This window comes from Streptomyces sp. NPDC029138 (assembly GCF_055564375.1).
The window spans coordinates 22,032-41,905 of the sequence record NZ_JBVHWM010000066.1; the positions used below are offsets into that span (position 1 = coordinate 22,032).

Genomic DNA, 19,874 nt, shown 5'->3' on the forward strand with positions numbered 1-19,874 from the left:
AACGCTTATCCCCGGCACCGCACGGCGCCCTGGCTCCGCTGCCCCTGTCGGCTACCCCGCCGTCCCCAGCGCCTCCCCCGCCGGGCCGCCCTCGCCCGCCGGTTCGACCGTGGAACCCTCCCAGGACAGGGCCTTCCAGCCGTCCGTCGGGGAGCCCTCCAGGATGATCACGCCGGTGTTCTCCAGGGGGTGGGCCGCGGCGAAGGTGACGTCGACGTTGTCGGCGCGGGCGGCGGTCCACACGCGGATCGCGGCGCCGTGGCTGACCATGGCGACGGACCGGGCACCGGTCGCGGCGGCCTCGGCGACCACCGCGTCGTACCGGGCCAGGGCCTCCTCACCGCTCTCCCCGCCGGGCATGCGCAGGGCCGTGTCCCCGGCCGCCCACGCGAACACCGTGCGCAGATACCGCTCGCCCTCCGGGGTGTGGCCCGGCAGCATTTCCAGGTCACCGGCGGACAGCTCGCGGATGCCGTCGCGGACGACGACCTCCAGCCCGCGGGCGGCGGCCAGCGGGGCGGCCGTCAGCTGGGTGCGGATGAGCGTGGACGCGTAGAGCGCCTCGATGTCCTCGCCGGCGAGCGCCTCGGGCAGCGCGGCGGCCTGCGCCTCGCCGAGCGGTGTCAGCCCCGGGCCGGGCACGGCGGTGTCCAGCAGGTGGTTCAGGTTGGACGGGGTCTGGCCGTGGCGGACGAGGAGCAGGCGCATCCGGGTTCTCCTCTCGCGCCGGGCGGCGGCCGGCGCACGGGGACAAGAAACGGGCACTTCAGGGTAACCGCACCCCATGAGCCCAGACGTGGACCTCACTGCCCCCGCGACCGCCGCCCGCGCCCCGCTGCGCACACTGCTCCACCTGGACGGCCGCCTGTTCGAGGCCGCCGCCGCCTGGCACTGGCCCGGCGCCGAGCGCGTCCTGCCCCGCCTGAGCCACAGTGCGAACCACGGTGTGCTGTGGTTCGCGACGGCCGCCGCGATGGCCGCGAGCCGCACGCCCCGGGCCCGCCGGGCGGCGGCGCGGGGTCTGGTCTCGCTCGGCCTGGCCTCACTCACGATCAACACGCTAGGCAAGCGCTCGGTACGCCGGGCCCGGCCGGTGCTGGACCCGGTGCCCCTGGTGCGGCAGCTGAAGCGCCAGCCGATCACCACCTCCTTCCCGTCCGGCCACTCCGCGTCCGCCGCCGCCTTCGCGACCGGCGTCGCCCTGGAGTCCCCGGCGTGGGGCGCGGCGGTGGCACCGGTGGCGTTCTCGGTGGCGATGTCCCGGGTGTACACGGGGGTGCACTTCCCGAGCGACGTCCTGGCCGGGGCGGCGCTCGGCGCGGGGGCCGCCTTCCTGGTACGGCACCTGGTGCCGGCCCGCTCCCAGATGCGGCGGCCCGCCCGCCCGCGCGCCGCGGTTCCCGCGCTGCCCGAGGGCGACGGCCTCGTGGTGGTCGCCAACCGGGCTTCGGGGACGGCGGACCGGGCGCGGGCCCTGCACGACGCGCTGCCGAGGGCGGAGATCGTCGAGTGCGCGCCGGAGGAGGTCGGGGACGAGCTGGACAAGGCGGCGGCCCGGGCCCGGGTGCTCGGGGTGTGTGGTGGCGACGGCACGGTGAACGCGGCGGCCGTGGCCGCGCTGCGGCACGGTCTGCCGCTCGCGGTGCTGCCCGGCGGCACCCTCAACCACTTCGCCTACGACCTGGGCGTGGAGGACGAACGTCAGCTGGCCCGGGCGATCCGGCACGGCGAGGCGGTCCGGGTGGACGCGGTCCGGTTCACCACCCGGGACACGCAGGGCCTGTTCCTCAACACGCTGAGCCTCGGCGTGTACCCGGAGCTGGTGCGCGCGCGGGACAGCTGGTCGTACCGGATCGGCGCCTGGCCGGCCGGGGTGCTCGGCGCGCTGCGCGTGCTGCGCGCCGACCGGCATCCGCTGGAGGTGGAGGTGGGCGGTGAGCGGCGGCCCCTGTGGCTGCTGTTCGTCGGCAACGGCGTCTACCGCCGCATGGGCCTCACGCCGGGCCGCCGTAACGATCTGGCGGACGGCCTGCTGGACGTGCGGGTGGTGCACGGCAGCCGCAAGCCCGCGCTGCGGCTGCTCACGGCGGCGGTCGCGGGTCCGCTGACCCGGTCGCCCGGGCACGCGGCGGTCCAGGTGAACCGGCTCCGGCTGACCGGTATCGCCCCGGGCACCCCCCTGGCGTACGACGGTGAGGTGACGACGGTGTCGGGCGAGATGACGCTGGAGAAGCTTCCGGAGGCCCTGACGGTCTACCGCCCCCTCCCGACGACACGTTGACGGCAGACCGGAGAGCGACCACCGACCTCCGTCGGTCCACATTCTGAAACTCCGGTCTCATCATTCGGCATGCCGCGTACGGTTGGGCCGTACCGGCGGACCGGTCCGGCCGGTCCGTCTCCGAGGGGTGAAGGGGTTCCGCCATGCCGAAGGCGCAGGAGACCGCCGTCTACACGCACGGGCACCACGAGTCGGTGCTGCGTTCGCACACCTGGCGGACCGCCGCCAACTCCGCGGCCTATCTGCTCGGCGTGCTGAAGCCCCACATGAAGATCCTGGACATCGGCTGCGGGCCCGGGACCATCACCGCCGACCTGGCGGAACTGGTCCCCGACGGCCGGGTCACCGGCGTCGACCGGGCACCCGGCGTCCTGGAACAGGCCCGCGCCACCGCCGCGGGCCGCGGTCTGACGAACGTCGACTTCGCGGTGGCCGACGTCCACGCCCTGGACTACCCGGACGACACCTTCTGCGTGGTCCACGCCCACCAGGTGCTCCAGCACGTCGGCGACCCCGTGCGGGCGCTGCGCGAGATGCGCCGGGTGACGAAGCCGGGCGGGTTCATCGCCGTACGGGACGCGGACTACGCGGCGATGACCTGGTATCCGGCGGTGCCCGGCCTGGACGACTGGCTGGACCTGTACGAGCGGGTCGCCCGGGCCAACGGCGGTGAACCCGACGCCGGACGCCGGCTGACGGCGTGGGCGCGGGCCGCGGGCCTGCGGGACGTCACCGCCGGCTCCAGCACCTGGACGTTCGCCACGCCCGAGGAGCGGGCCTGGTGGAGCGGCCTGTGGGCGGACCGCACCCTCGCCTCCGACTATGCCGACCGGGCCACCCGGGGCGGTCACGCGACGGCGGAGCGGCTGCGGGCGGTGTCGGAGGCCTGGCGGGACTGGGGCCGGCGGGAGGACGGCTGGTTCGCGGTTCTGCACGGGGAAGTTCTGTGCCGGAAAGAAGCCTGATTCGCGAATTTCAGGAAACATGGACCGCAGGAGGTTCACATTATGGTTCCCATCCTGCTGGTCCTGCTTCTGGCACTGATTCTGTTCGGTGCCGGATTCGCGTTGAAGGTACTGTGGTGGATTGCCCTGGCAGTGCTCGTCGTCTGGCTGCTGGGATTCCTCGTGCGCGGCACGACCACGGCCGGCGGCAGGGGCCGCTGGTACAGGTGGTGAGCAATCCGCCGCGCTAGTTCCCATCGCGCGGAAGCAGCGGTCCGAGCGGCCCGAGGTCCAGATTGAGGTCCTCGGGCCGCAGTCCGTACCGGTCCCGCAGCTCGGCCATCCGCTCCTCCAGGAGCATCAGGGTGAGCCCGATCCGCTCCTCCTGCTCCTCGGTCAGCTCACCGGTGTCGAAGCGGCGCACGGCCTGCCGCTCCATGAGCTGGCGCAGCAGCTCCACCACCGTCAGCACGAGCTTCACCAAGTCGCGTTCGACGGTGTCGGGTTCCAGGTCGAGCCGGTTGCGGCGCTGCCGCGCGGTCATCGGAGCTCCTCGAAGGGCGACGGGACCTGCTGGTTCACGGAACTGATCAGCGCGTTCAGGTCGATGCGGACGAGATCGACGTCCGCGATGCGCAAGGTGATGTCGCCGGTGATGACGACTCCGCCGGCCAGCAGCCGGTCCAGGAGGTCGACCAGCGCGATCTCGCGGCGTTCGACTACGGTCACCGCCCCTCCCCCGATTCCGCTCGCGATTCCTCACCCGGTCCCCGACCCGATTCCGCACCCGATTGCGTTTCCGATGCCGTCCCCGATTCCTGTCCGGAAAAGGAGTAAGCGGCCCATGGGCCGGTGAGTTCCACCCGGATTCCGGACGCCTCGTCCTTGGTCCGGTCGACCAGTTCCACGAATTCCTCGGAATGCGCCCGGGGCACCAGATAGGCCGCATTGAGTACATTCCGTCCCGGTGTGCCGGAGAGCGCGGAATTCTGCGGGGGATGCATCCGGAAATCCTCGGCGCGCTCGGCGAGGCGCTCGTGCAGGGAGCGGGCGAACCGCTCGGCCCGCTGCCACTTCTGCTCCTGCGCGTGGCTGTGCTCGCGCCGGCGGCGCAGATAGTCCCGCCCGCTGGCCGGCCGCGCCGCGGCGGCGGGCTCGGGTTCGGCTTCGGCGGGCTCGGGCTCCAGATACACCTTCACGCCCCACTCCACCCGGCCGTGCAGCCGGTCGAGCAGGCGCCGGAAGTCCTCCTCGCGGGCCTCGATCATCATGCGGACGGCGCTGTCGTCGCGGAAGACGGTCGCGAGCCGGAGCGGCAGCGGGGTGGTGACCGTGGTGAGCGCGTCGACCACGCCCTGGTGGGCGCGGGCGGTCGCGGACAGCCAGTCCAGGTCCTCCAGGTGCGCCTTCAGCGCTTCCTCGCAGAAGTCGGCCTCCGGGACCGTACTGACCACCACGACCAGCCCATGGTGGTGCAGCAGCGCCGGCGGAGCGCCGCCGACGCCCCTCAGCTCGGCCTGGAGGGGCGTACCGAAGGGGCGGCAGACGGCGTACACGTACCGCAGTCCGGTCGTCATGGCGCCTCCCTCGGGGCGCGGCCCGGCTCCAGTTCCTCCAGCCGGGCGAGCCGTTCTCGCAGCTCGGCGTTCTCCCGGGTCAGCTCGTCCCGGCGGGCCCGGGAGGAGAGGGCCGGGTCGCTCTCCCACCAGTCGATGCCCATTTCCTTGGCCTTGTCGACGGAGGCGACGATGAGGCGCAGCTTGACGGTGAGCAGTTCGATGTCGAGCAGGTTGATCCTGATGTCCCCCGCGATGACGACACCCTTGTCGAGTACGCGCTCCAGGATGTCGGCGAGGTTCGCCCCCGAGCCCTGGCCATAGGGCTCGGGAAAGCGGCCGGGTGTCGTCATCGACGGCTCCCACGCTCGGCGTGCTCAGGCTCTTCTTCCTCGTACTCGCCCTCGTACTCGCCTTCCTCGCCCTCGCCTTCCTCCTCCTCTTCGGGCTCCTCGGCCTCGCCTTCCTGTTCCTCGGCGCCTTCCTCGTCCTCGTACTCGTCCTCGTAGGGCTCCTGTTCCTCTCCCTGCTCTTCTTCTTCCTCTCCCTGCTCTTCTTCCTCTTCCTCTGCCCGGGGCTTCTCCTCCTCCTCGACGGCGTCCTCGTGGCTGCGGACCACCTCGCCGTCGCGGATCTCGCCGCGCCAGCTGTCCTCCGCCTCTCCCTTGAGGGTGATGAAGCGGGCGAAGTTCTTCAGGTCCAGCCTGGCCCGGCGGCCCTGGGCGCGCCAGATGTTGCCGGTCTTCTCGAAGAGGCCGGTCGGGTAGTACTCCATGACCAGCAGGACCCGGGTGAGGTTCTCCTCAAGGCGGTGGAAGGAGACCACGCCCTTGGTGGTGCCCTTGGCGCCCTCCGACGTCCACTGGATGCGGTAGTCGGGTATCTGCTCGGTCGTCTTCGCCTTCCAGCTGCGGGTGGACCAGAAGACCTTCGCCGTCCAGTCGGACTGGGTGTCGTCGGCGCGGTTCGCGCTCTTGACGCCCTTGGCGAAGGTGGAGAAGGACTGGTACTGGGTCCACTGGTCGTAGGCGGTGCGCAGCGGTACGCCGACGTCTACGGACTCCATGATGACGGTGGGCTTCTTGCCCGCGCCGCCCTTCTTGCCCTTGCTGCCGCCGAGGCTGCGCACGGTGTCCAGCACCTTGTCCTTGGCGCGGGAGGCGCCCAGTTCCAGCGCGGAGCGCACCGGTCCCTTGCCCTCGGCGAGCTTGCGCCCGCCCTCCAGCGCCAGTTTGGCGAAGCCCGGGCTCCTGCCCTCGGCGATGTCGTTCAGCTTGCCGGTGGTCTGGCCGAGCTTGCGGCCGAGCCCGACCAGCATCCGCCGGGCCTGCGCGTTCAGGTACTCCTGGGCCTCTTCCTTCAGCCGGTCGGCTGCCTCGCTGTGCGCGAGGCCGGCCAGCGGGGCCGCCGCGCCCGTGGCCTTGCCGGCCTTCGAGGTCACTCTTCCGAGGGTGTCGGTCATCGGTCATCGCCGCCCTTCGACTGCCGGGAGACGGCGCTCCGAGCGGCGCCGCCGACCGCGGCGGTCCTCCTCGCGGCCGTGTCGCGGGCCGCGCTCGTCTTCTTGGCCGCCGCCTTCTTGGCCGGGGCCCTGTCGGCTGCCGTCCCGCCGGAAGCCTTGTTCGCCGGGGCCTTCTGCCCCGCCTTCTTGCCCGCCGTCTTCTTCCGGGGCGCCTCGTCCGCGTCACCCCGGGCCTCCCCCCCGGGCCGTTTTCGCCCGCCCCTCCTCTCGTCCCGCTTCTCGCCCTTCTCCTCCTGCTCCTCGTCCTCGCCCTCGTCCTCGTCCCGCTTCTCGTCGGAGCCGGTCGGCAGGACTCCGGACAGCTCGTCGCGCACCTGCGTCGTACGGCCGTGCAGCCGGTCGGCGAGCGAGTTCATCTGCCGCTCGACCATCGCGCCGGTGGCGGCCTTGCCGACCCCCCGCAGGTCCTGGCGGAGCTGGTCGCCGATCTCCTTGAACTGCGGGTTGTCCAGCAGCTGCCGGTTCAGCTGGTCCGCGAGCGCGCGCGGGCTGAGGTTCATCTTCTTCCCGGCGGCCAAGGACCCGACCGCGAGTGCCATCTTCAGCTTCTTCGTCCGTCCGAGCAGGTATCCGGCCCCTACGGCGAGGCCCAGTGCCGTTCGATTCATGGTCACGTCCCATTGCCTGTCGTGTCGCCGTGATGCAGGGCGATCTCCAGCCGGTCGAGCAGTTCGTCCTCGCGCCGGTCGAACTCCTCCTCGGTGATCTCGCCACCCTGCAATTGCTCTTCGAGGCGGGCCAGCTCGGCCCGGACGGTGGCCGGGTCGTAGTAGATCCGCTCCGCCTCCCGGACCACCTGCCGAATCGCCCACGCGCTGCCGCGCACCGGTGCGAAGGGCAGCAGCAGCACCTCCGAGATCAGTCCCACGGATCTCCTCCTTCCGTCCGGGCCGCGGCCGCGGCCGCTACGACGCTCCGGCGCCGGCGTCGGCCGTGGCGCCCGCGGGCGCGGCCGGGCCGGGTTCGACGAAGCTGTACGGCGGCAGCGGGCCGTTGACCCGCAGTTCGAGATGGGCGTGGCTCCCGCGCACCCGGTCGGCCGCGGCCAGGAAGTCCTCGGCCGCCTCCCGGGACACCAGGAACGAGACGTTGAGCAGCCAGCCGGTGGACTCCGGGCCCACGCTGACCGCTGCGGCGCACGGCTGGAGCAGGCGCTGCACCTCGGCGGCGTCCTCGGCCTCCTTGGCCTTGACGGCACCGGCGACCATCTCGCCGAGGCGGATCCGGTCGTCGTAGCCGCCGCCGCCCGCCCGCCGGTTGGCCTCGGCGAGGGCGCGGATCTCCGCGTTCTCGGCCATCACGCGGTGCAGGACGGCCTCCTCGATGTGGGTGGCCTTGACGTTGTACTCGACCTTGCCCTCCAGCTCGCGCAGCCGCTCCAGATAGTGCTCCGCCCGCTCGGTCAGCACCGACGTGACGGTGTCGTCGTCGGGGGAGACGCTGCCGAAGCGCATGGGCAGCACACAGCCGCCCGCGCCCGCCTCGGCGAGCACGTTCTGGTGCGCGAGCAGGTCGCGGCGCTTGGGCCGCAGGCCCTCAGGGGCGTCGCTGACGACGGCGGCGAGTTCTCCCGCCGTGAGGATCCGGACGGGCCGGGGCGGTTCGCCGACGCCGGTCATCCCCTCGGGGAGTGCCGGGTGCGAGCGCGCGGTGATGCCGTAGACGTACGTGCTCACTCCTGTTCCTCCTTCCGGCGGGCCGCGGTCTTACGGGGACGCTGGGGCTCGGCCTCGCCTTCCTCCCGGGCCTGCTTGAACGCGTCGGATATGGTCTGCGCGGCACCGGACAGCGCGCCCTTGGACTTGCCGCGGGCTCCGCTCTCGGTGATCTCGCCGACGAGATCGGGCAGCCCGGGCGCCTTGTGGGGCCCTGCCTCCAGGTCGAGGCGGTTGCACGCCTCGGCGAAGCGAAGATAGGTGTCGACGCTGGCCACGACGACCCGGACGTCGATCTTCAGGATTTCGATGCCGACCAGGGAGACCCGTACGAACGCGTCGATGACGAGTCCCCGGTCGAGAACCAGCTCCAGGACGTCGTAGAGGCCGCTGGTGCCGCCTCCGCCGCCGGACTGCTGTGCCGGGACAACGGTCATGCCGGCCGCTCCTCCTCGTGAGAATGGTGGGTGGTCGGGGCCACGCGGGGTGCGTGGCCGCGGAACGCGGGCGGGCGGTCTAGCCGCCGGGGCGACGTGTGTCGGCCCGCCCGCGCTCGTATCGGCGAACGCGCCGGTAGCCGGTGAGCTGTCCCTCGGAGTCCAGGTCGACCTGGTAGCTCGCCATCAGGCTCATGGTGTCCGGGACCCGGGCGAGTTCCATCACCTCGACCTCCAGCGACCAGCCGTCCTCGGTCTGCTCGAAGGAGGACACGGCCTCCGGGACGAGTCCTGTCAGTTCGGCGAGCTGGCCGCGCGCCTGGCGCAGCACCTCCATGGGGGTCGGTCGCCGGTCTTCCGTCTCGTTCTGTTCGGTGTCGTGCGCCTGCTCGGCATTGTGCGAGTTCTGGGATTTCTGTGAACTCTGTGACTGGGATGTGCTGTGTGTGTTCGACATGGCCACCTCTTCCTGCGGGTGGCCCTTCCTTCCTTGGCCAAACCTTCAGGAGCGCATGTCCGCGAGGCGGCGCCGGGCCGGGCCAAGGGAGCGCCCGCGGGCCGGCAGACCGGCCCACGGGTCGGTGCGGGCCTGGTCGACGGCGTCGGCGAGGGTCCAGCGGCGGGCGTCGAGCCCGGGATCGTCCAGCTGCTCCCAGGTGAGGGGCACGGCCACCGGGGCGCCGGGGCGGGCGCGGACCGAGAAGGGCGCGACGGCGGTCTGGGCGTAGGCGTTGCGCTGCACGTCGAGGTAGAGGCGGTCGCCGCGGTCCTGTTTGCGGGCGGCGGTGGTGAGCCGGTCCGGGTGCTGTGCCGCGGCGAATTCGGCGACGTCGTGGGCGAACTCGCGTACGGCGTCGAAGTCCTGGCGGCCGTCGAGCGGGACGACGAGGTGCAGTCCGCGCGAGCCCGTGGTCATCGGGGCGGCGGGCAGGCCGAGTTCGTCGAGCAGCTCGCGCAGCCAGGCGGCGGCCGCGCGGACGGCGCCGAAGTCGTCCCCGGGGGGATCGAGGTCGAAGACCAGCCGGTCGGGGTGGTCGAGGCCGGCGGCCCGGTCGGTGCGCGAGAGCCAGCGGTGCAAGGTGACGCAGGCCTGGTCGGCGAGGTAGAGGAGGGTCGCGGTGTCGTCGCAGACCACGTGCGTGACCGTGCCGCCCTCCTTGGCGACCTCGGCCCGGGTGATCCACTCCGGATAGTGCTCCGGGGTGTTCTTCTGCATGAACCGCTGGCCGTCGAGGCCGTCCGGATACCGTTCCAGCATCAACGGACGGCCCCGCAGGTGCGGCAGCAGGTACGGCGCGACGGACCGGTAGTAGTCGGCGAGGTCGCCCTTGGTGTACTCCTTCGCGCCCCCGCCGCCGGGGAAGAGCGCCTTCCCCGGCCGCTTGATCTGAACCGTGCGACGGCCCGCGCGCAGGGTGCGCGCGTCGTCGCGGCTCATCGCACGACCGCCTCCTCGACCAGCAGCCTGGCCGCCGCCGCGATGCCCAGGGCGTCGATGCCGGCCGCGTGCATCTGCTCGTCGGGCGCGGCCGAGCCCGGCATGGTGCGCACCGCGAGCCGGACCAGGCGGGGCACCGGACGGCCGTCGCCGAACGCCTCCGCGACGGCGTCGCCGAGGCCGCCCTCCGGGTGGTGGTCCTCCACCGTGAGCAGGCAGCCGGTCTCCTCGGCGGCCCGGTGCAGGGTCTCGGCGTCGACGGGCTTGACCGAGTACAGGTCGATCACGCGGACCCGGATGCCTTCCGCGGCGAGCCGGTCGGCGGCGGCCAGCGCCTCGGGCACGGTCACCCCGGCGGCCACGACGGTCAGCCGGTCCTCCTCGTCGGCGCGCAGCGTCTTGCTGCCGCCCACCGGGAACTCCTCTTCGGGGCCGTAGATCACCGGCGTCTTGCCGCGGGAGGTGCGCAGATAGCGGATGCCGTCCAGGCCGGCCATGGTCGCGACCAGCCGGGCGGTCTGGTTGGCGTCGCACGGGTACAGCACCGTCGAGCCGTACACGGACCGGAACGTCGCCAGGTCCTCCAGGCCCATCTGGGAGGGCCCGTCCTGCCCGATCGCGACCCCCGCGTGCGAGCCGACCAGGTTGATCCCGGAGCCGCTGATGGAGGCCATGCGCACGAAGTCGTGGGCGCGGGTGAGGAACGCGGCGAACGTGGACGCGTACGGCACCCAGCCGCGCGTGGCCATGCCGACGGCCGTGGCGACGAGCTGCTGCTCGGCGATGTAGCACTCGAAGAACCGGTCGGGGTGCGCCTTGCCGAACTCCTCGGTGCGGGTGGAGTCGCCGACCTCGCCGTCCAGGGCGACGACGTCGCCGCGGGCGGTGCCGAGCGCGGCGAGGGCCTTGCCGAAGGCGTCCCTCGTCGCGGCCTCGTCACCCTGCTCGTAACGCGGCAGCTGGAGCACCTCGGTGGTGAGCGACCGCAGCGCGGCGGCGGCCTGCGGCTCGGACACGCGGACGTGCAGCGAGCGCGGCCCGCCGAGTTCGGCGATGGACTCCTCGGCCTCGGGCAGCGGCTTGCCGTGCAGGCCCTCACGGTCCTCGACGGCGGCCACGCCCTTGCCCTTCAGGGTGCGGGCGAGGATCACGGTGGGCTGCCCGGTGGTGGACAGCGCCTCCCCGTAGGCCCGGTCGATCGCGTCGACGTCATGGCCGTCGATCTCGATGGTGTGCCAGTCGAAGGCCTGGAAGCGGCGGGCGTAGGCGTGCAGGTCATGGCCGTGCCGGGTGGGGCCGCGCTGGCCGAGCCGGTTGACGTCCACGACGGCGACGAGGTTGTCCAGGTTCTCGTAGCCGGCGTGTTCGGCGGCCTCCCACACCGAGCCCTCCGCCAGCTCGCTGTCACCGCACAGCACCCACACGCGGTAGCCGGTACGGTCCAGCCGTTTCCCGGCGAGCGCGATGCCGACCCCGACCGGCAGGCCCTGGCCGAGCGAGCCCGTGGCCGTCTCCACCCACGGCAGCCGCCGGGGCGTCGGATGGCCCTCCAGCCGGCTGCCGAGCTTGCGGAAGGTGACCAGCTCGCCGTCCTCGATCGCGCCGACCGCCTTGTACGCGGCGTACAGCAGCGGCGAGGCGTGCCCCTTGGACAGCACGAAGCGGTCGTTCGCGGGGTGCTCGGGGCGCTCGAAGTCGTAGCGCATGTGGTTCGCGAGCAGGACGGCCAGCAGATCGGCGGCGGACATCGAGGACGTGGGGTGCCCGGATCCCGCGGCGGCGGACGCCCGCACGCTGTCCACGCGCAACTGCTGGCCCAGTTCGGCGAGTTCGTCGGTGTTCATGAGTCTCCTCGGTCTCCTTGCGCTCGGTCGCGCTCGGTGGCGCGCCGTCGCGGTCAGTCGGGTGCGTTCGGGCGGTCCGCGGGATCGGCGGGGTCCGTGCGCTTGACGGGGCCGGGCGCCGGATGCTCCGGACCGGCGTCGGCGGACTCGCCGCCGGGCCTGTTCTCGGCGGGTTCACCACCGGGCCGCTGCCTCGCGGGCTCGCCGCCGGGCTGGTTCTTCGCGGGCTCGCCGCCGGGCTGGTTCCTGGCGGGCTCGCCGCCCGGCTGGTTCTTCGCGGACTCGCCGCCGGGCTGGTTCTTCGCGGGTTCGCCACCCGGCTGGTTCCTGGCGGGCTCGCCGCCCGGATCTCGCCTCGACGGTTCCTCGGGCATCGGCTTGTGCGTCATGAGCTCGTCTCCTGCCTGTGCGGCGGGCCGCTCCGGGCCGCCCGGCACCCGCGCCAGTTCCGGTGACGCCGTGTCCAGCGGGACCGACCAGGCCCGTACCAGCCCCAACTGGACGCCCTGGCGCGGGAGTACCGCGTCCAGCAGCCAGTCGGCGGCGACCCGGACGCGGTTGCCGGGCAGCGCGGCCAGGTGATAGCCGCGGGTGACGGCGCCGGCCACGGGACCGGACAGCGGGACGCCGAACGGGTTGGCGGCGGCCCGGACCCCGCCGAGGTCGACGGCGAAGCCCAGGTCCCGGTGGCGGTACGGGCGCCGCCGCCGGCCGAGGCCGAGCGAGCCGGCCACGTTCTCCCCGGCCACCCGGCCCTGCCGCCAGGCGTGCTGGGCGGTCATGGGCGTGAACTGCCCGGGACGCTCCAGGTCGGGCACGGCGGCCGCGTCCCCGCAGGCGAACACGTCGCTCCGGCCCGGCACTCGCAGATACGGGTCCACGATCAGCCGGCCGCGCTCCATCGGCTGCCGGACGGCCTCCACCAGCGGATCCGGCCGTACGCCCACGCACCACACCAGGGTCCGGGACGCGACGAACTCCCCGTCGGTGAGCACCACCCCGTCCCGGGTGGCCTCCTTCACCGACGTGCCCATCCGCACGTCGACGCCCCGCGCCCGCAGCACCCGGTCGGCCGTACGGGACAGCCGCTCGTCCATCTCCGGCAGCACGCGCGGCGCCACGTCCAGCAGGAGCCAGCGGGGACGCAGCCCGCCGGGCAGCGGGTGCCGGCGGACCAGGCGGTCGGTGAGCATCTGGAGATGGGCGGCCACCTCGGTGCCGGTGTAGCCGGCGCCGACCACCACGAAGGTGCACCTGGCGGCGCAGCTCTTCCGGTCCTCCTCGGCGGCCGCGAGTTCCACCTGCCGGGTCACGTGGTCGCGCAGGTACAGCGCCTCGGGCAGCCCGCGGAAACCGTGCGCGTGCTCGGCGACACCGGGGATCGGCAGCAGCTTGTTGACGCTGCCGACGGCCAGCACCAGCCGTTCGTAGCCGAGGGTGCCCGCGCCGCCCTCGGGGTCGGAGTAGTGCACGGTACGCGCGTCGAGGTCGACGCCGTCCGCCTCGCCGAGCACCAGGCGCACCCCGCGCAGCGTGCCGGGCAGCGAGACGGTGACCCGACGGGCCTCCAGGACCCCGGCGGCGACCTGCGGCAGCAGCGGCAGGTACAGGAAGTAGTCGGTCGGGTTCAGCAAAGTGATGTCGGCCCGGTTCCGGGTCAGCCGGGCCAGGGTGCGCGCGGCCCGGTACCCGGCGAAACCGGCGCCGACGATCACGACGCGAGGTCGGCTCACGGTGCGCCTCCGGCGGTGTGGCTCGTCCGAGGTCTTCCGCGTAACCGGGGCCGGGGCACCCAAACGCCGGGCGGGTCACCCGGACGCCGGTCGGAGCACCCGAACGCCACCGCGCCGCACACGCCGACACGCCACCGCGCCGCACACCGCCGTACCCCGCCGACACTCCACCGCACCCCGCCGTACCGGCGTTTCGCGCTGTCGGCCCCGGTTACCCGGGCCGGGTCCGGATCACCCACCAGCTTCGCCCGCGCGGAGGTTCCCCCCATGCCCGAGTACGGCTATTTCCTGGCGAGCGAGGAACACGACCCCGCAGCCCTCGTCGAACAGGCCCGGATGGCCGAGCAGGCCGGTTTCCAGGCGCTGTGGATCTCCGACCACTACCACCCGTGGAACGACGCGCAGGGACAGAGCGCGTTCGTGTGGTCGGTGATCGGCGCGCTGTCGGAGGCGGTGTCGATGCCCATCGAGACCGCGGTGACCTGCCCGACCGTGCGGATGCACCCGGCCGTCGTGGCGCAGGCCGCGGCGACCAGCTCGGTGATGACGGACGGCCGCTTCCGGCTCGGCCTCGGCACCGGCGAGGCGCTGAACGAACACATCCTCGGCGACCCCTGGCCGCCGCTGCACGTGCGCCTGGAGATGCTGGAGGAGGCGATCCAGGTGATGCGCCGGCTGTTCACCGGCGAGGAGGTCAACCACCACGGCACGCACTACACCGTGGAGAACGCCCGCCTCTACACCGTCCCCGAGGAGCCCGTCCCGATCGACATCTCCGGCTTCGGCCCGAAGGCGACCTCGCTGGCCGCCCGCGTGGGCGACGGCTACATCACGATGATGCCGGAGGAGGAGATGGTCACCCAGTTCCGCAAGGGCGGCGGCGGGGCCAAGCTGGTCAGCGGCGGCACGAAGGTCTGTTACGGCCCCGACCGCGACGAGTGCGTCCGTACGGTCCACCGGCTCTGGTACAACGAGCTGCTGCCCGGCGAGATGGGGCAGGTACTGCCCTCGCCCCGGCACTTCGAGCAGCTGCACGAGTTGGTCACCGAGGACATGGTGCGGGAGAAGTCGGTGTGCGGGGACGACGTGGACGAGCATGTCTCGGCGTTGAAGGCGTTCGCCGACGCCGGGTTCGACCGGGTGTACGTGAACCAGATCGGGCCGGATCAGCGAGGCTTCTTCGACTTCTACCGGACGAAGGTGCTGCCGCAGCTCGCCGGGTGAGGCCGGGGTGGGACCGGCGGCCCCACCCCTTGTGACCCCTTCTGGTCAGGCCCTGTGATGGGGTGTGTCCGGGGGTGTCTCCGGCATCGGGGGGTACGGCATGCCCAGGCCGCTCGGCGGGGCGGCCGGCGGGGTGCCGCCGACCACGCGGTGCGGGGCGTGGGGTCCGTGCCCGGAGTGGGCGGCGCCGCGCAGGCAGTAGGCCACCGCTCCCAGGAGCGCCGCGGTGATCAGCGCCGCGGCCCAGCCGGGCAGGCCGATCGCCAGGGCCAGGCCCACGGCGAGGGCCACCGCGCCGCCCGCGTACAGAGCGGCGGCACCCGACGCGGCGTACAGCAGGGCGGTGCGGCGTTGCTTGCGGGACTGCTCGCGCAGTTCCTCGCGTACCGTCTCGCGTGCCACCTGTGCCAGCTCCTCGACGAGGTGCTTGTCCAGATGTTCCAGGTGATCCAAACGGTCCATACCCTGCGGGTACCCGCCGGGCACAGCGGGTAACGCCAGGGGGCCTGCGCGCGCCCGGTGGCCCCAACTAGGCTCGGACGCATGGAGATTCTGGGCGCCTCGCTGCGCATCTGCGTCGACGACCTCGAAGCCGCGATCCCCTTCTACGAGCGCCTGGCGGGCGGCACGGCCCTGCGCTTCCGGCGCGGCGGCGTCGAGGTCGCCGCGGTCGGTTCGTTCCTGCTGATGAGCGGCCCCGAGTCGGAGCTGGAGATCCTGCGCAAGGTGACGGCGACGATCGCCGTGAAGGACGTGGACGAGGCCCACCGGCTGCTGACCGAGCTGGGCGCCAGGATCGTCGCGGGGCCGGTGCCGACGCCGGCGGGCCGGAACCTGCTGGCGGTGCACCCGGACGGGTCGGTCTTCGAGTACGTGGACCAGCGGGGCTGAACCCGCTCAGCCGCGCATCTCGGTGGTGAGGGCCCAGCGTTCGTGATCGCGCCAGGCTCCGTCGACGTAGATCATGTTCGGCGAGAAGCCCTCCAGGCGGAACCCGGCGCCCCGGGCGAGGGCGATGGAGGCCGCGTTGCCCGGCTGGACGTTGATCTCCAGCCGGTGCAGGCCGAGCGGCCCGAACGCGTACCCGATCACCAGCTCCAGCCCTTCGCGCATCAGGCCCCGCCCGGCCGCGTGCGCGAAGGCGCCGTAGCCGAGGGCGCCGCACTGGAAGCCGCCCCGCGCGATGTTGTTGATGTTGATGAAGCCGGCGATGGCCCCGCTGTCCTTCTCGCACACCAGGAAGCCGGCCCGGGCCGGGTCCTCGATGAGCCGGCCGGCGTAGTCGGCGTACGCCTCGTCGGTGTCCGGCGGGAACAGCCAGGGCCGGTGCAGGTCCTTGCTCTCCCGGGCCCGTGCGGTGAACTCGGGGCCGTCGGCGAGGGTGAAGGGGCGGACGGCGACACGCGGGCCCTCGGCGAGGGGGCGGGACGGCGGGTGCGGCATCCCGCCAGCCTACGGCGTCAGCACAGCGCCGGCCCGCCCGGCCTCCGCGACAGCGCGACACCGGCCCGTCCAGCGTTCCCCGCGACACCGGCCCACCCGGCCGGTCCCCGCGACAGCGCAACACCGGCCCACCCGGCCGGCCTCCGCGACAGCGCGACACCGGTCCGTCCAGCGGTCCCCGCGACACCGGCCCACCCGGCTGGCCTCCGCGACAGCGCGACACCGGCCCATCCGGCCGGCCTCCGCGTCAGCGGGGCATCGGTCCGTCCAGCGGTCCCCGCGACACCGGCCCATCCAGCCGGTCCCCGCGACACTGGCCCATCCGGCCGCGGTCCCTGCGTCAGCGCAGCGCAGGCTCGTCCGGCCGGTCCCCGCGACAGCGCGACACCGGCCCACCCGGCCGGCCTCCGCGACAGCGCGACACCGGCCCGTCCAGCGGTCCCCGCGACACCGGCCCATCCGGCCGCGGTCCCTGCGTCAGCGCAGCGCAGGCACGTCCGACCGGTCCCCGCGTCAGCCCGACACCGGCCCACCCGGCCGGCCTCCGCGACAGCGCGACACCGGCCCATCCAGCCGGTCCCCGCGTCAGCGCAGCGCCGGCCCACCCAGCCGGTCCCCGCGACCGCGCAACACCGGCCCACCCGGCCGGCCTCCGCGTCAGCCCGACACCGGCCCACCCGGCCGGCCTCCGCGACAGCGCAACACCGGCCCACCCAGCCGGTCCCCGCGACCGCGCAACACCGGCCCACCCGGCCGGCCTCCGCGACCGCGCAACACCGGCCCACCCGGCCGGTCCCCGCGTCAGCGCAGCGCCGGCCCACCCAGCCGGTCCCCGCGACAGCCCGACACCGGCCCACCCGGCCGGCCCCCGCGACAGCCCGACACCGGCCCACCCGGCCGGCCCCCGCGTCAGCGCAGCGCCGGCTCGTCCAGCGTCAGTGTGGCCGTCTCCGTGTCCAGCGTGGCCTTGACTCCGAGCGGGATCGTCAACGCCCCTTCGCCGTGGCCGAATCCGACGTTCTCCGCGACCGGGACCCCGAGCCCGCCGAGTCGGTCGGCCAGCAGGAGCCGCAGCTCGGCGTAGTCCGCGCAGCCCTCCCAGGAGCCGAGCAGCACCCCGCGCACCCCCTCCAGCCAGCCGGAGCGCAGCAGCTGGGTGAGGTACCGGTCCAGCCGGTACGTCTCCTCGCCCACGTCCTCCAGGCAGAGCAGCCCGCCGTGCGCGGAGGGCCGGGCGTGCGGGGTGCCGAGTTCGGCGGCGAGCAGGCAGAGGCAGCCGCCGAGGGTGACGCCCCGGGCCCGGCCGGGGACGAGGGCCGTACCGCCGGAGGCGATGGTGCGGACCGTCTCGGGGGCGAACAGCGTGGCCCGCAGATGCTCCTGGGCCCGCGCGTTCTTGATGAAGTCGACGCCGGCCGCCATCGGCCCGTACAGCGTGGCGAGGCCCAGGCGGGTCGCGAAGGCCTCGTGCAGGACGGTGAGGTCGCTGAAACCGACGAAGACCTTGGGCCCGGCCGCCCGCAGCGCGTCCCAGTCGAGCAGGTCGATCACGCGCTGCGCGCCGTAGCCGCCGCGGGCGCACAGCACGGCGTCCACGGAGGGGTCGCACCAGGCGTTCTGGAGGTCGGCGGCGCGGTCGGCGTCCGTGCCGGCCAGGTAGCCGAACTCGGGGTGCCGGTCCAGGACATGGGGCCCGACGACCGGGTCGAGGTCCCAGCCGCGCAGCACGTCGAGGCCCGCCTGGAGCCGTTCCTCGGGCACCGGCCCGCTGGTGGCGACGACGGCTACCCGCGCGCCCGGGGCCAGCCGGCGCGGCCGCAGAAGTTCCTTCACGGGGTCAGCTCCACCTTCGGCACCGGCGGGGTCGGGTCGAACCCGAACACCTGGGCGTACAGGGACAGTTCGGCCTCCAGGGCGCGGACCATGGTGTCGGCCCGCCGGAACCCGTGCCCCTCGTCCGCGAAGGTGAGGTAGGCGTGCGGCACGTTCCGGCCCGTGATCCGGGTGAGGAAGCGTTCGCACTGGGCGGGCGGGCAGATGACGTCGTCCAGGCCCTGGAGCAGCAGGAAGGGCACGGTGAGCCGGTCGGCGTGCGCGGTCGGGGAGCGTTCGGCGTACCGGTCGGGCACCTCGGCGAGCGGGCCGATCAGCGACTCCAGGTAGCGGGACTCGAAGTCGTGGGTCTCGCCGGGGCCCCAGGTGGCGAGGTCGAGCACGGGGTAGATGATGGTGCCGCAGGCGTAGACGTCGGTCGTGGTCAGGGACGCGGCGGTGGTCCAGCCGCCCGCGCTGCCGCCCCGGATAGCCAGCCGGGCGGGGTCGGCGGTGCCCTCGTCGGCGAGGGCGCGGGCGACGGCCGCGCAGTCCTCGACGTCGACCACGCCCCACTGCTCGCGCAGCCGCTCCCGGTAGGCCCGGCCGTATCCGGTGGAGCCGCCGTAGTTCACCTCGGCGACCCCGATGCCCCGCGAGGTGAAGTAGGCGATCGCCAGGTCCAGGACGAGCGGCACCCGGCTGGTGGGGCCGCCGTGCGCCCAGATGACGTACGGCGGCAGCTCGCCGTCGGGCGCGGTGCGGGCGGGGTGGTGCGGCGGGTGGACGTGGGCGTGCACCTCGCGGCCGTCGGGGCCGGGGAAGGTGCGGATGTGCGGCTCCGGGTAGTAGGCCGGGTCGACGGGGTCCTGGTGCCGGGAGCCGATCACGCGGGCGCGGCCGGTGGCGGTGTCCAGCTCGACCACTTCGTAGGCGCTGCGCGGGCCGGCGGCGACCGTGACGACGCGTGCGCCATGGGTGGCGAGGGTGGCGGCGCACTCCGTCCACGGTCCGACGGCGTCCACGATCTCCCCGGACTCCGGGTCCAGTATCCCGAGCGCGGTCGGCCCGCGTCCGTGGAGGACCGCCAGGAGACCGTTGTCCAGCGGCGCGAACCAGCGCAGCCCGAGCTGCCACAGCGGCCCGCCGAACTCCTCCTCGCGCGGGCACACGGGAGTGCCGTCGCGGTAGAGGTTCCACCAGCCGCTGCGGTCGCTCGCGTACAGCAGGCCGCCGTCCGCCGACCACTCGACCTGGGCGACGGCCTCGTCCGGGCCGCCGGCGACGGTACGCGCGTCCTTCAGCAGGCCGTCCTCCGTCACGTCGGCGACCAGCAGCTCCGTCCCGTCCCACGGCATCCGTGGATGGTCCCAGGCCAGCCAGGCGGCCCGCCGGCCGTCGGGGGAGAGCCGGGCACCGGTGACGAACCGGTGCCGGGGCTCGATCAGCTCGCGGACGGCGGCGCGGTCGTCGGCCGCCGAACCGTCCAGCGGTACGGCGGCCGACAGCCGCCGTATGTCGTCGGGGCCGTCCCCGGTGGACTCCTCCAGCACGCACCACACCTCACCGCGGGCGAGGTCCACCCGGGGCTCCGCCCAGCGCAGTCCGCCGCCCACCGGGGAGACCGGGGTGAGCGGGGCGGGCTCGCCGCCGGGTTCGTACCGGTACAGCCGCTGGTCGGCGAAGTGCACGAAGACGATCAGCGGCCGGCCGTCGTGGACGACCCCGGTCCAGGGCCGGCCGCCGTACTCGATGACCCGGCTGCGCACGTTCCACGGCGCGGGCAGCACCGACTCCTCGGCCCCGTCGGTGCGCCGCCGCACCAGCGCCCGCCGGCCGCCCTCGGCCGGCCGGGGCTCGGTCCACCAGACCTCGTCCCCGACGAAGTCCACCCAGTCCGGCCGCCCGTCGTGCGCGGCGGCGAGGGCCGCGTCGATCGGCGAGGGCCACGATCCGTACGGCGCGCTCCGCATCCGCTCCCCCAT

General features: G+C 73.7%; 23 protein-coding genes. 5 read left to right on the forward strand and 18 right to left on the reverse strand.

What is annotated here, in order from left to right:
- Window positions 1–51: 51 nt before the first annotated feature.
- Window positions 52–708, reverse strand: coding sequence for a histidine phosphatase family protein (locus ACZ4WH_RS35250; protein WP_468188515.1), 657 nt, complete (start codon window positions 706–708; stop codon window positions 52–54).
- Between the two features lie 76 nt (window positions 709–784).
- Here ACZ4WH_RS35250 and ACZ4WH_RS35255 point away from each other — a divergent pair, with 76 nt between their 5' ends.
- From ACZ4WH_RS35255 to ACZ4WH_RS35265, 3 genes are all read left to right on the forward strand, one after another.
- The gene (locus tag ACZ4WH_RS35255) at window positions 785–2,281 is read left to right on the forward strand and encodes a phosphatase PAP2 family protein (RefSeq protein WP_468188517.1); all 1,497 of its coding nucleotides are present in this window, start codon (window positions 785–787) and stop codon (window positions 2,279–2,281) included.
- Between the two features lie 143 nt (window positions 2,282–2,424).
- Window positions 2,425–3,246, forward strand: coding sequence for a class I SAM-dependent methyltransferase (locus ACZ4WH_RS35260; protein WP_468188519.1), 822 nt, complete (start codon window positions 2,425–2,427; stop codon window positions 3,244–3,246).
- 42 nt (window positions 3,247–3,288) lie between these two features.
- Entirely contained in the window at window positions 3,289–3,459 is a 171-nt protein-coding gene (locus ACZ4WH_RS35265; protein WP_468188521.1) for a hydrophobic protein, read from the forward strand.
- Window positions 3,460–3,472: 13 nt separating this feature from the next.
- Here ACZ4WH_RS35265 and ACZ4WH_RS35270 read toward each other — a convergent pair whose 3' ends face one another.
- The 13 genes from ACZ4WH_RS35270 to ACZ4WH_RS35330 form a co-directional block, all read right to left on the reverse strand.
- Entirely contained in the window at window positions 3,473–3,769 is a 297-nt protein-coding gene (locus tag ACZ4WH_RS35270) for a gas vesicle protein K (RefSeq protein ID WP_365706918.1), read from the reverse strand.
- Window positions 3,766–3,954 (reverse strand): gas vesicle protein, encoded by a 189-nt coding sequence (locus ACZ4WH_RS35275; protein ID WP_468188523.1) that lies wholly within the window; start codon window positions 3,952–3,954, stop codon window positions 3,766–3,768. Before ACZ4WH_RS35275 ends, ACZ4WH_RS35270 begins: the two co-directional genes overlap by 4 nt.
- Window positions 3,951–4,802: a GvpL/GvpF family gas vesicle protein gene (locus tag ACZ4WH_RS35280; protein WP_468188525.1), complete on the reverse strand. Its 852-nt coding sequence runs from the start codon at window positions 4,800–4,802 to the stop codon at window positions 3,951–3,953. The genes ACZ4WH_RS35275 and ACZ4WH_RS35280 overlap by 4 nt, the downstream gene beginning before the upstream one ends.
- On the reverse strand, window positions 4,799–5,134 hold the full coding sequence (locus ACZ4WH_RS35285; RefSeq protein ID WP_468188527.1) for a gas vesicle protein: 336 nt from the start codon (window positions 5,132–5,134) through the stop codon (window positions 4,799–4,801). The genes ACZ4WH_RS35280 and ACZ4WH_RS35285 overlap by 4 nt, the downstream gene beginning before the upstream one ends.
- Window positions 5,131–6,243 carry an SRPBCC family protein gene (locus tag ACZ4WH_RS35290; protein WP_468188529.1) on the reverse strand — a complete coding sequence of 371 codons (1,113 nt, stop codon included), beginning with the start codon at window positions 6,241–6,243 and terminating at the stop codon, window positions 5,131–5,133. Before ACZ4WH_RS35290 ends, ACZ4WH_RS35285 begins: the two co-directional genes overlap by 4 nt.
- Entirely contained in the window at window positions 6,240–6,911 is a 672-nt protein-coding gene (locus ACZ4WH_RS35295) for a DNA primase (RefSeq protein ID WP_468188531.1), read from the reverse strand. The genes ACZ4WH_RS35290 and ACZ4WH_RS35295 overlap by 4 nt, the downstream gene beginning before the upstream one ends.
- A 2-nt stretch (window positions 6,912–6,913) precedes the next feature.
- Window positions 6,914–7,171: a gas vesicle protein GvpG gene (locus tag ACZ4WH_RS35300; protein ID WP_468188533.1), complete on the reverse strand. Its 258-nt coding sequence runs from the start codon at window positions 7,169–7,171 to the stop codon at window positions 6,914–6,916.
- A gap of 37 nt (window positions 7,172–7,208) precedes the next feature.
- A complete protein-coding gene (locus tag ACZ4WH_RS35305; protein WP_468188535.1) occupies window positions 7,209–7,979 on the reverse strand; it encodes a GvpL/GvpF family gas vesicle protein in 771 nt (256 codons plus the stop codon).
- On the reverse strand, window positions 7,976–8,395 hold the full coding sequence (locus tag ACZ4WH_RS35310) for a gas vesicle structural protein GvpA (RefSeq protein WP_468188537.1): 420 nt from the start codon (window positions 8,393–8,395) through the stop codon (window positions 7,976–7,978). The genes ACZ4WH_RS35305 and ACZ4WH_RS35310 overlap by 4 nt, the downstream gene beginning before the upstream one ends.
- Before the next feature lie 79 nt (window positions 8,396–8,474).
- A complete protein-coding gene (locus ACZ4WH_RS35315; RefSeq protein ID WP_468188539.1) occupies window positions 8,475–8,852 on the reverse strand; it encodes a gas vesicle protein GvpO in 378 nt (125 codons plus the stop codon).
- Between the two features lie 45 nt (window positions 8,853–8,897).
- On the reverse strand, window positions 8,898–9,833 hold the full coding sequence (ligD, locus tag ACZ4WH_RS35320; protein WP_468188541.1) for a non-homologous end-joining DNA ligase: 936 nt from the start codon (window positions 9,831–9,833) through the stop codon (window positions 8,898–8,900).
- Window positions 9,830–11,677 (reverse strand): transketolase, encoded by a 1,848-nt coding sequence (locus ACZ4WH_RS35325; RefSeq protein ID WP_468188543.1) that lies wholly within the window; start codon window positions 11,675–11,677, stop codon window positions 9,830–9,832. The genes ligD and ACZ4WH_RS35325 overlap by 4 nt, the downstream gene beginning before the upstream one ends.
- A gap of 53 nt (window positions 11,678–11,730) precedes the next feature.
- Window positions 11,731–13,410, reverse strand: coding sequence for an NAD(P)/FAD-dependent oxidoreductase (locus ACZ4WH_RS35330; RefSeq protein ID WP_468188545.1), 1,680 nt, complete (start codon window positions 13,408–13,410; stop codon window positions 11,731–11,733).
- A 267-nt stretch (window positions 13,411–13,677) separates the two neighbouring features.
- Here ACZ4WH_RS35330 and ACZ4WH_RS35335 point away from each other — a divergent pair, with 267 nt between their 5' ends.
- Window positions 13,678–14,634: an LLM class F420-dependent oxidoreductase gene (locus tag ACZ4WH_RS35335; protein ID WP_468188547.1), complete on the forward strand. Its 957-nt coding sequence runs from the start codon at window positions 13,678–13,680 to the stop codon at window positions 14,632–14,634.
- Window positions 14,635–14,679: 45 nt separating this feature from the next.
- Here the strand turns inward: ACZ4WH_RS35335 and ACZ4WH_RS35340 are convergent, their stop codons facing one another.
- Window positions 14,680–15,096 carry a phage holin family protein gene (locus tag ACZ4WH_RS35340; protein ID WP_468188549.1) on the reverse strand — a complete coding sequence of 139 codons (417 nt, stop codon included), beginning with the start codon at window positions 15,094–15,096 and terminating at the stop codon, window positions 14,680–14,682.
- Window positions 15,097–15,177: 81 nt separating this feature from the next.
- Here ACZ4WH_RS35340 and ACZ4WH_RS35345 point away from each other — a divergent pair, with 81 nt between their 5' ends.
- Entirely contained in the window at window positions 15,178–15,525 is a 348-nt protein-coding gene (locus ACZ4WH_RS35345) for a VOC family protein (RefSeq protein WP_468188551.1), read from the forward strand.
- 6 nt (window positions 15,526–15,531) lie between these two features.
- On the opposite strand, the gene ACZ4WH_RS35350 is transcribed toward ACZ4WH_RS35345, so the two are convergent.
- The 3 genes from ACZ4WH_RS35350 to ACZ4WH_RS35360 all read right to left on the reverse strand — a co-directional run bounded on the left by ACZ4WH_RS35350 (window position 15,532) and on the right by ACZ4WH_RS35360 (window position 19,874).
- Window positions 15,532–16,077 (reverse strand): GNAT family N-acetyltransferase, encoded by a 546-nt coding sequence (locus tag ACZ4WH_RS35350; RefSeq protein WP_468188553.1) that lies wholly within the window; start codon window positions 16,075–16,077, stop codon window positions 15,532–15,534.
- Between the two features lie 909 nt (window positions 16,078–16,986).
- A complete protein-coding gene (locus ACZ4WH_RS35355) occupies window positions 16,987–17,910 on the reverse strand; it encodes a S66 peptidase family protein (RefSeq protein WP_468188555.1) in 924 nt (307 codons plus the stop codon).
- Window positions 17,907–19,874, reverse strand: a complete 1,968-nt coding sequence (locus tag ACZ4WH_RS35360; protein ID WP_468188557.1) for a S9 family peptidase — start codon at window positions 19,872–19,874, stop codon at window positions 17,907–17,909. The genes ACZ4WH_RS35355 and ACZ4WH_RS35360 overlap by 4 nt, the downstream gene beginning before the upstream one ends.

What these genes read in the sequence shown, in the direction of transcription:
- ACZ4WH_RS35360 (WP_468188557.1), bottom strand. Translation starts at nt 19,874, where the DNA reads ATGGGGGAGCGGATGCGGAGCGCGCCGTACGGATCGTGGCCCTCGCCG.
- ACZ4WH_RS35270 (WP_365706918.1), bottom strand. Translation starts at nt 3,769, where the DNA reads ATGACCGCGCGGCAGCGCCGCAACCGGCTCGACCTGGAACCCGACACC.
- ACZ4WH_RS35250 (WP_468188515.1), bottom strand. Translation starts at nt 708, where the DNA reads ATGCGCCTGCTCCTCGTCCGCCACGGCCAGACCCCGTCCAACCTGAAC.
- ACZ4WH_RS35310 (WP_468188537.1), bottom strand. Translation starts at nt 8,395, where the DNA reads ATGACCGTTGTCCCGGCACAGCAGTCCGGCGGCGGAGGCGGCACCAGC.
- ACZ4WH_RS35350 (WP_468188553.1), bottom strand. Translation starts at nt 16,077, where the DNA reads ATGCCGCACCCGCCGTCCCGCCCCCTCGCCGAGGGCCCGCGTGTCGCC.
- ACZ4WH_RS35295 (WP_468188531.1), bottom strand. Translation starts at nt 6,911, where the DNA reads ATGAATCGAACGGCACTGGGCCTCGCCGTAGGGGCCGGATACCTGCTC.
- ACZ4WH_RS35325 (WP_468188543.1), bottom strand. Translation starts at nt 11,677, where the DNA reads ATGAACACCGACGAACTCGCCGAACTGGGCCAGCAGTTGCGCGTGGAC.
- ACZ4WH_RS35265 (WP_468188521.1), top strand. Translation starts at nt 3,289, where the DNA reads ATGGTTCCCATCCTGCTGGTCCTGCTTCTGGCACTGATTCTGTTCGGT.
- ACZ4WH_RS35285 (WP_468188527.1), bottom strand. Translation starts at nt 5,134, where the DNA reads ATGACGACACCCGGCCGCTTTCCCGAGCCCTATGGCCAGGGCTCGGGG.
- ACZ4WH_RS35345 (WP_468188551.1), top strand. Translation starts at nt 15,178, where the DNA reads ATGGAGATTCTGGGCGCCTCGCTGCGCATCTGCGTCGACGACCTCGAA.
- ACZ4WH_RS35255 (WP_468188517.1), top strand. Translation starts at nt 785, where the DNA reads ATGAGCCCAGACGTGGACCTCACTGCCCCCGCGACCGCCGCCCGCGCC.
- ACZ4WH_RS35260 (WP_468188519.1), top strand. Translation starts at nt 2,425, where the DNA reads ATGCCGAAGGCGCAGGAGACCGCCGTCTACACGCACGGGCACCACGAG.
- ACZ4WH_RS35280 (WP_468188525.1), bottom strand. Translation starts at nt 4,802, where the DNA reads ATGACGACCGGACTGCGGTACGTGTACGCCGTCTGCCGCCCCTTCGGT.
- ACZ4WH_RS35315 (WP_468188539.1), bottom strand. Translation starts at nt 8,852, where the DNA reads ATGTCGAACACACACAGCACATCCCAGTCACAGAGTTCACAGAAATCC.
- ligD (WP_468188541.1), bottom strand. Translation starts at nt 9,833, where the DNA reads ATGAGCCGCGACGACGCGCGCACCCTGCGCGCGGGCCGTCGCACGGTT.
- ACZ4WH_RS35290 (WP_468188529.1), bottom strand. Translation starts at nt 6,243, where the DNA reads ATGACCGACACCCTCGGAAGAGTGACCTCGAAGGCCGGCAAGGCCACG.
- ACZ4WH_RS35335 (WP_468188547.1), top strand. Translation starts at nt 13,678, where the DNA reads ATGCCCGAGTACGGCTATTTCCTGGCGAGCGAGGAACACGACCCCGCA.
- ACZ4WH_RS35340 (WP_468188549.1), bottom strand. Translation starts at nt 15,096, where the DNA reads ATGGACCGTTTGGATCACCTGGAACATCTGGACAAGCACCTCGTCGAG.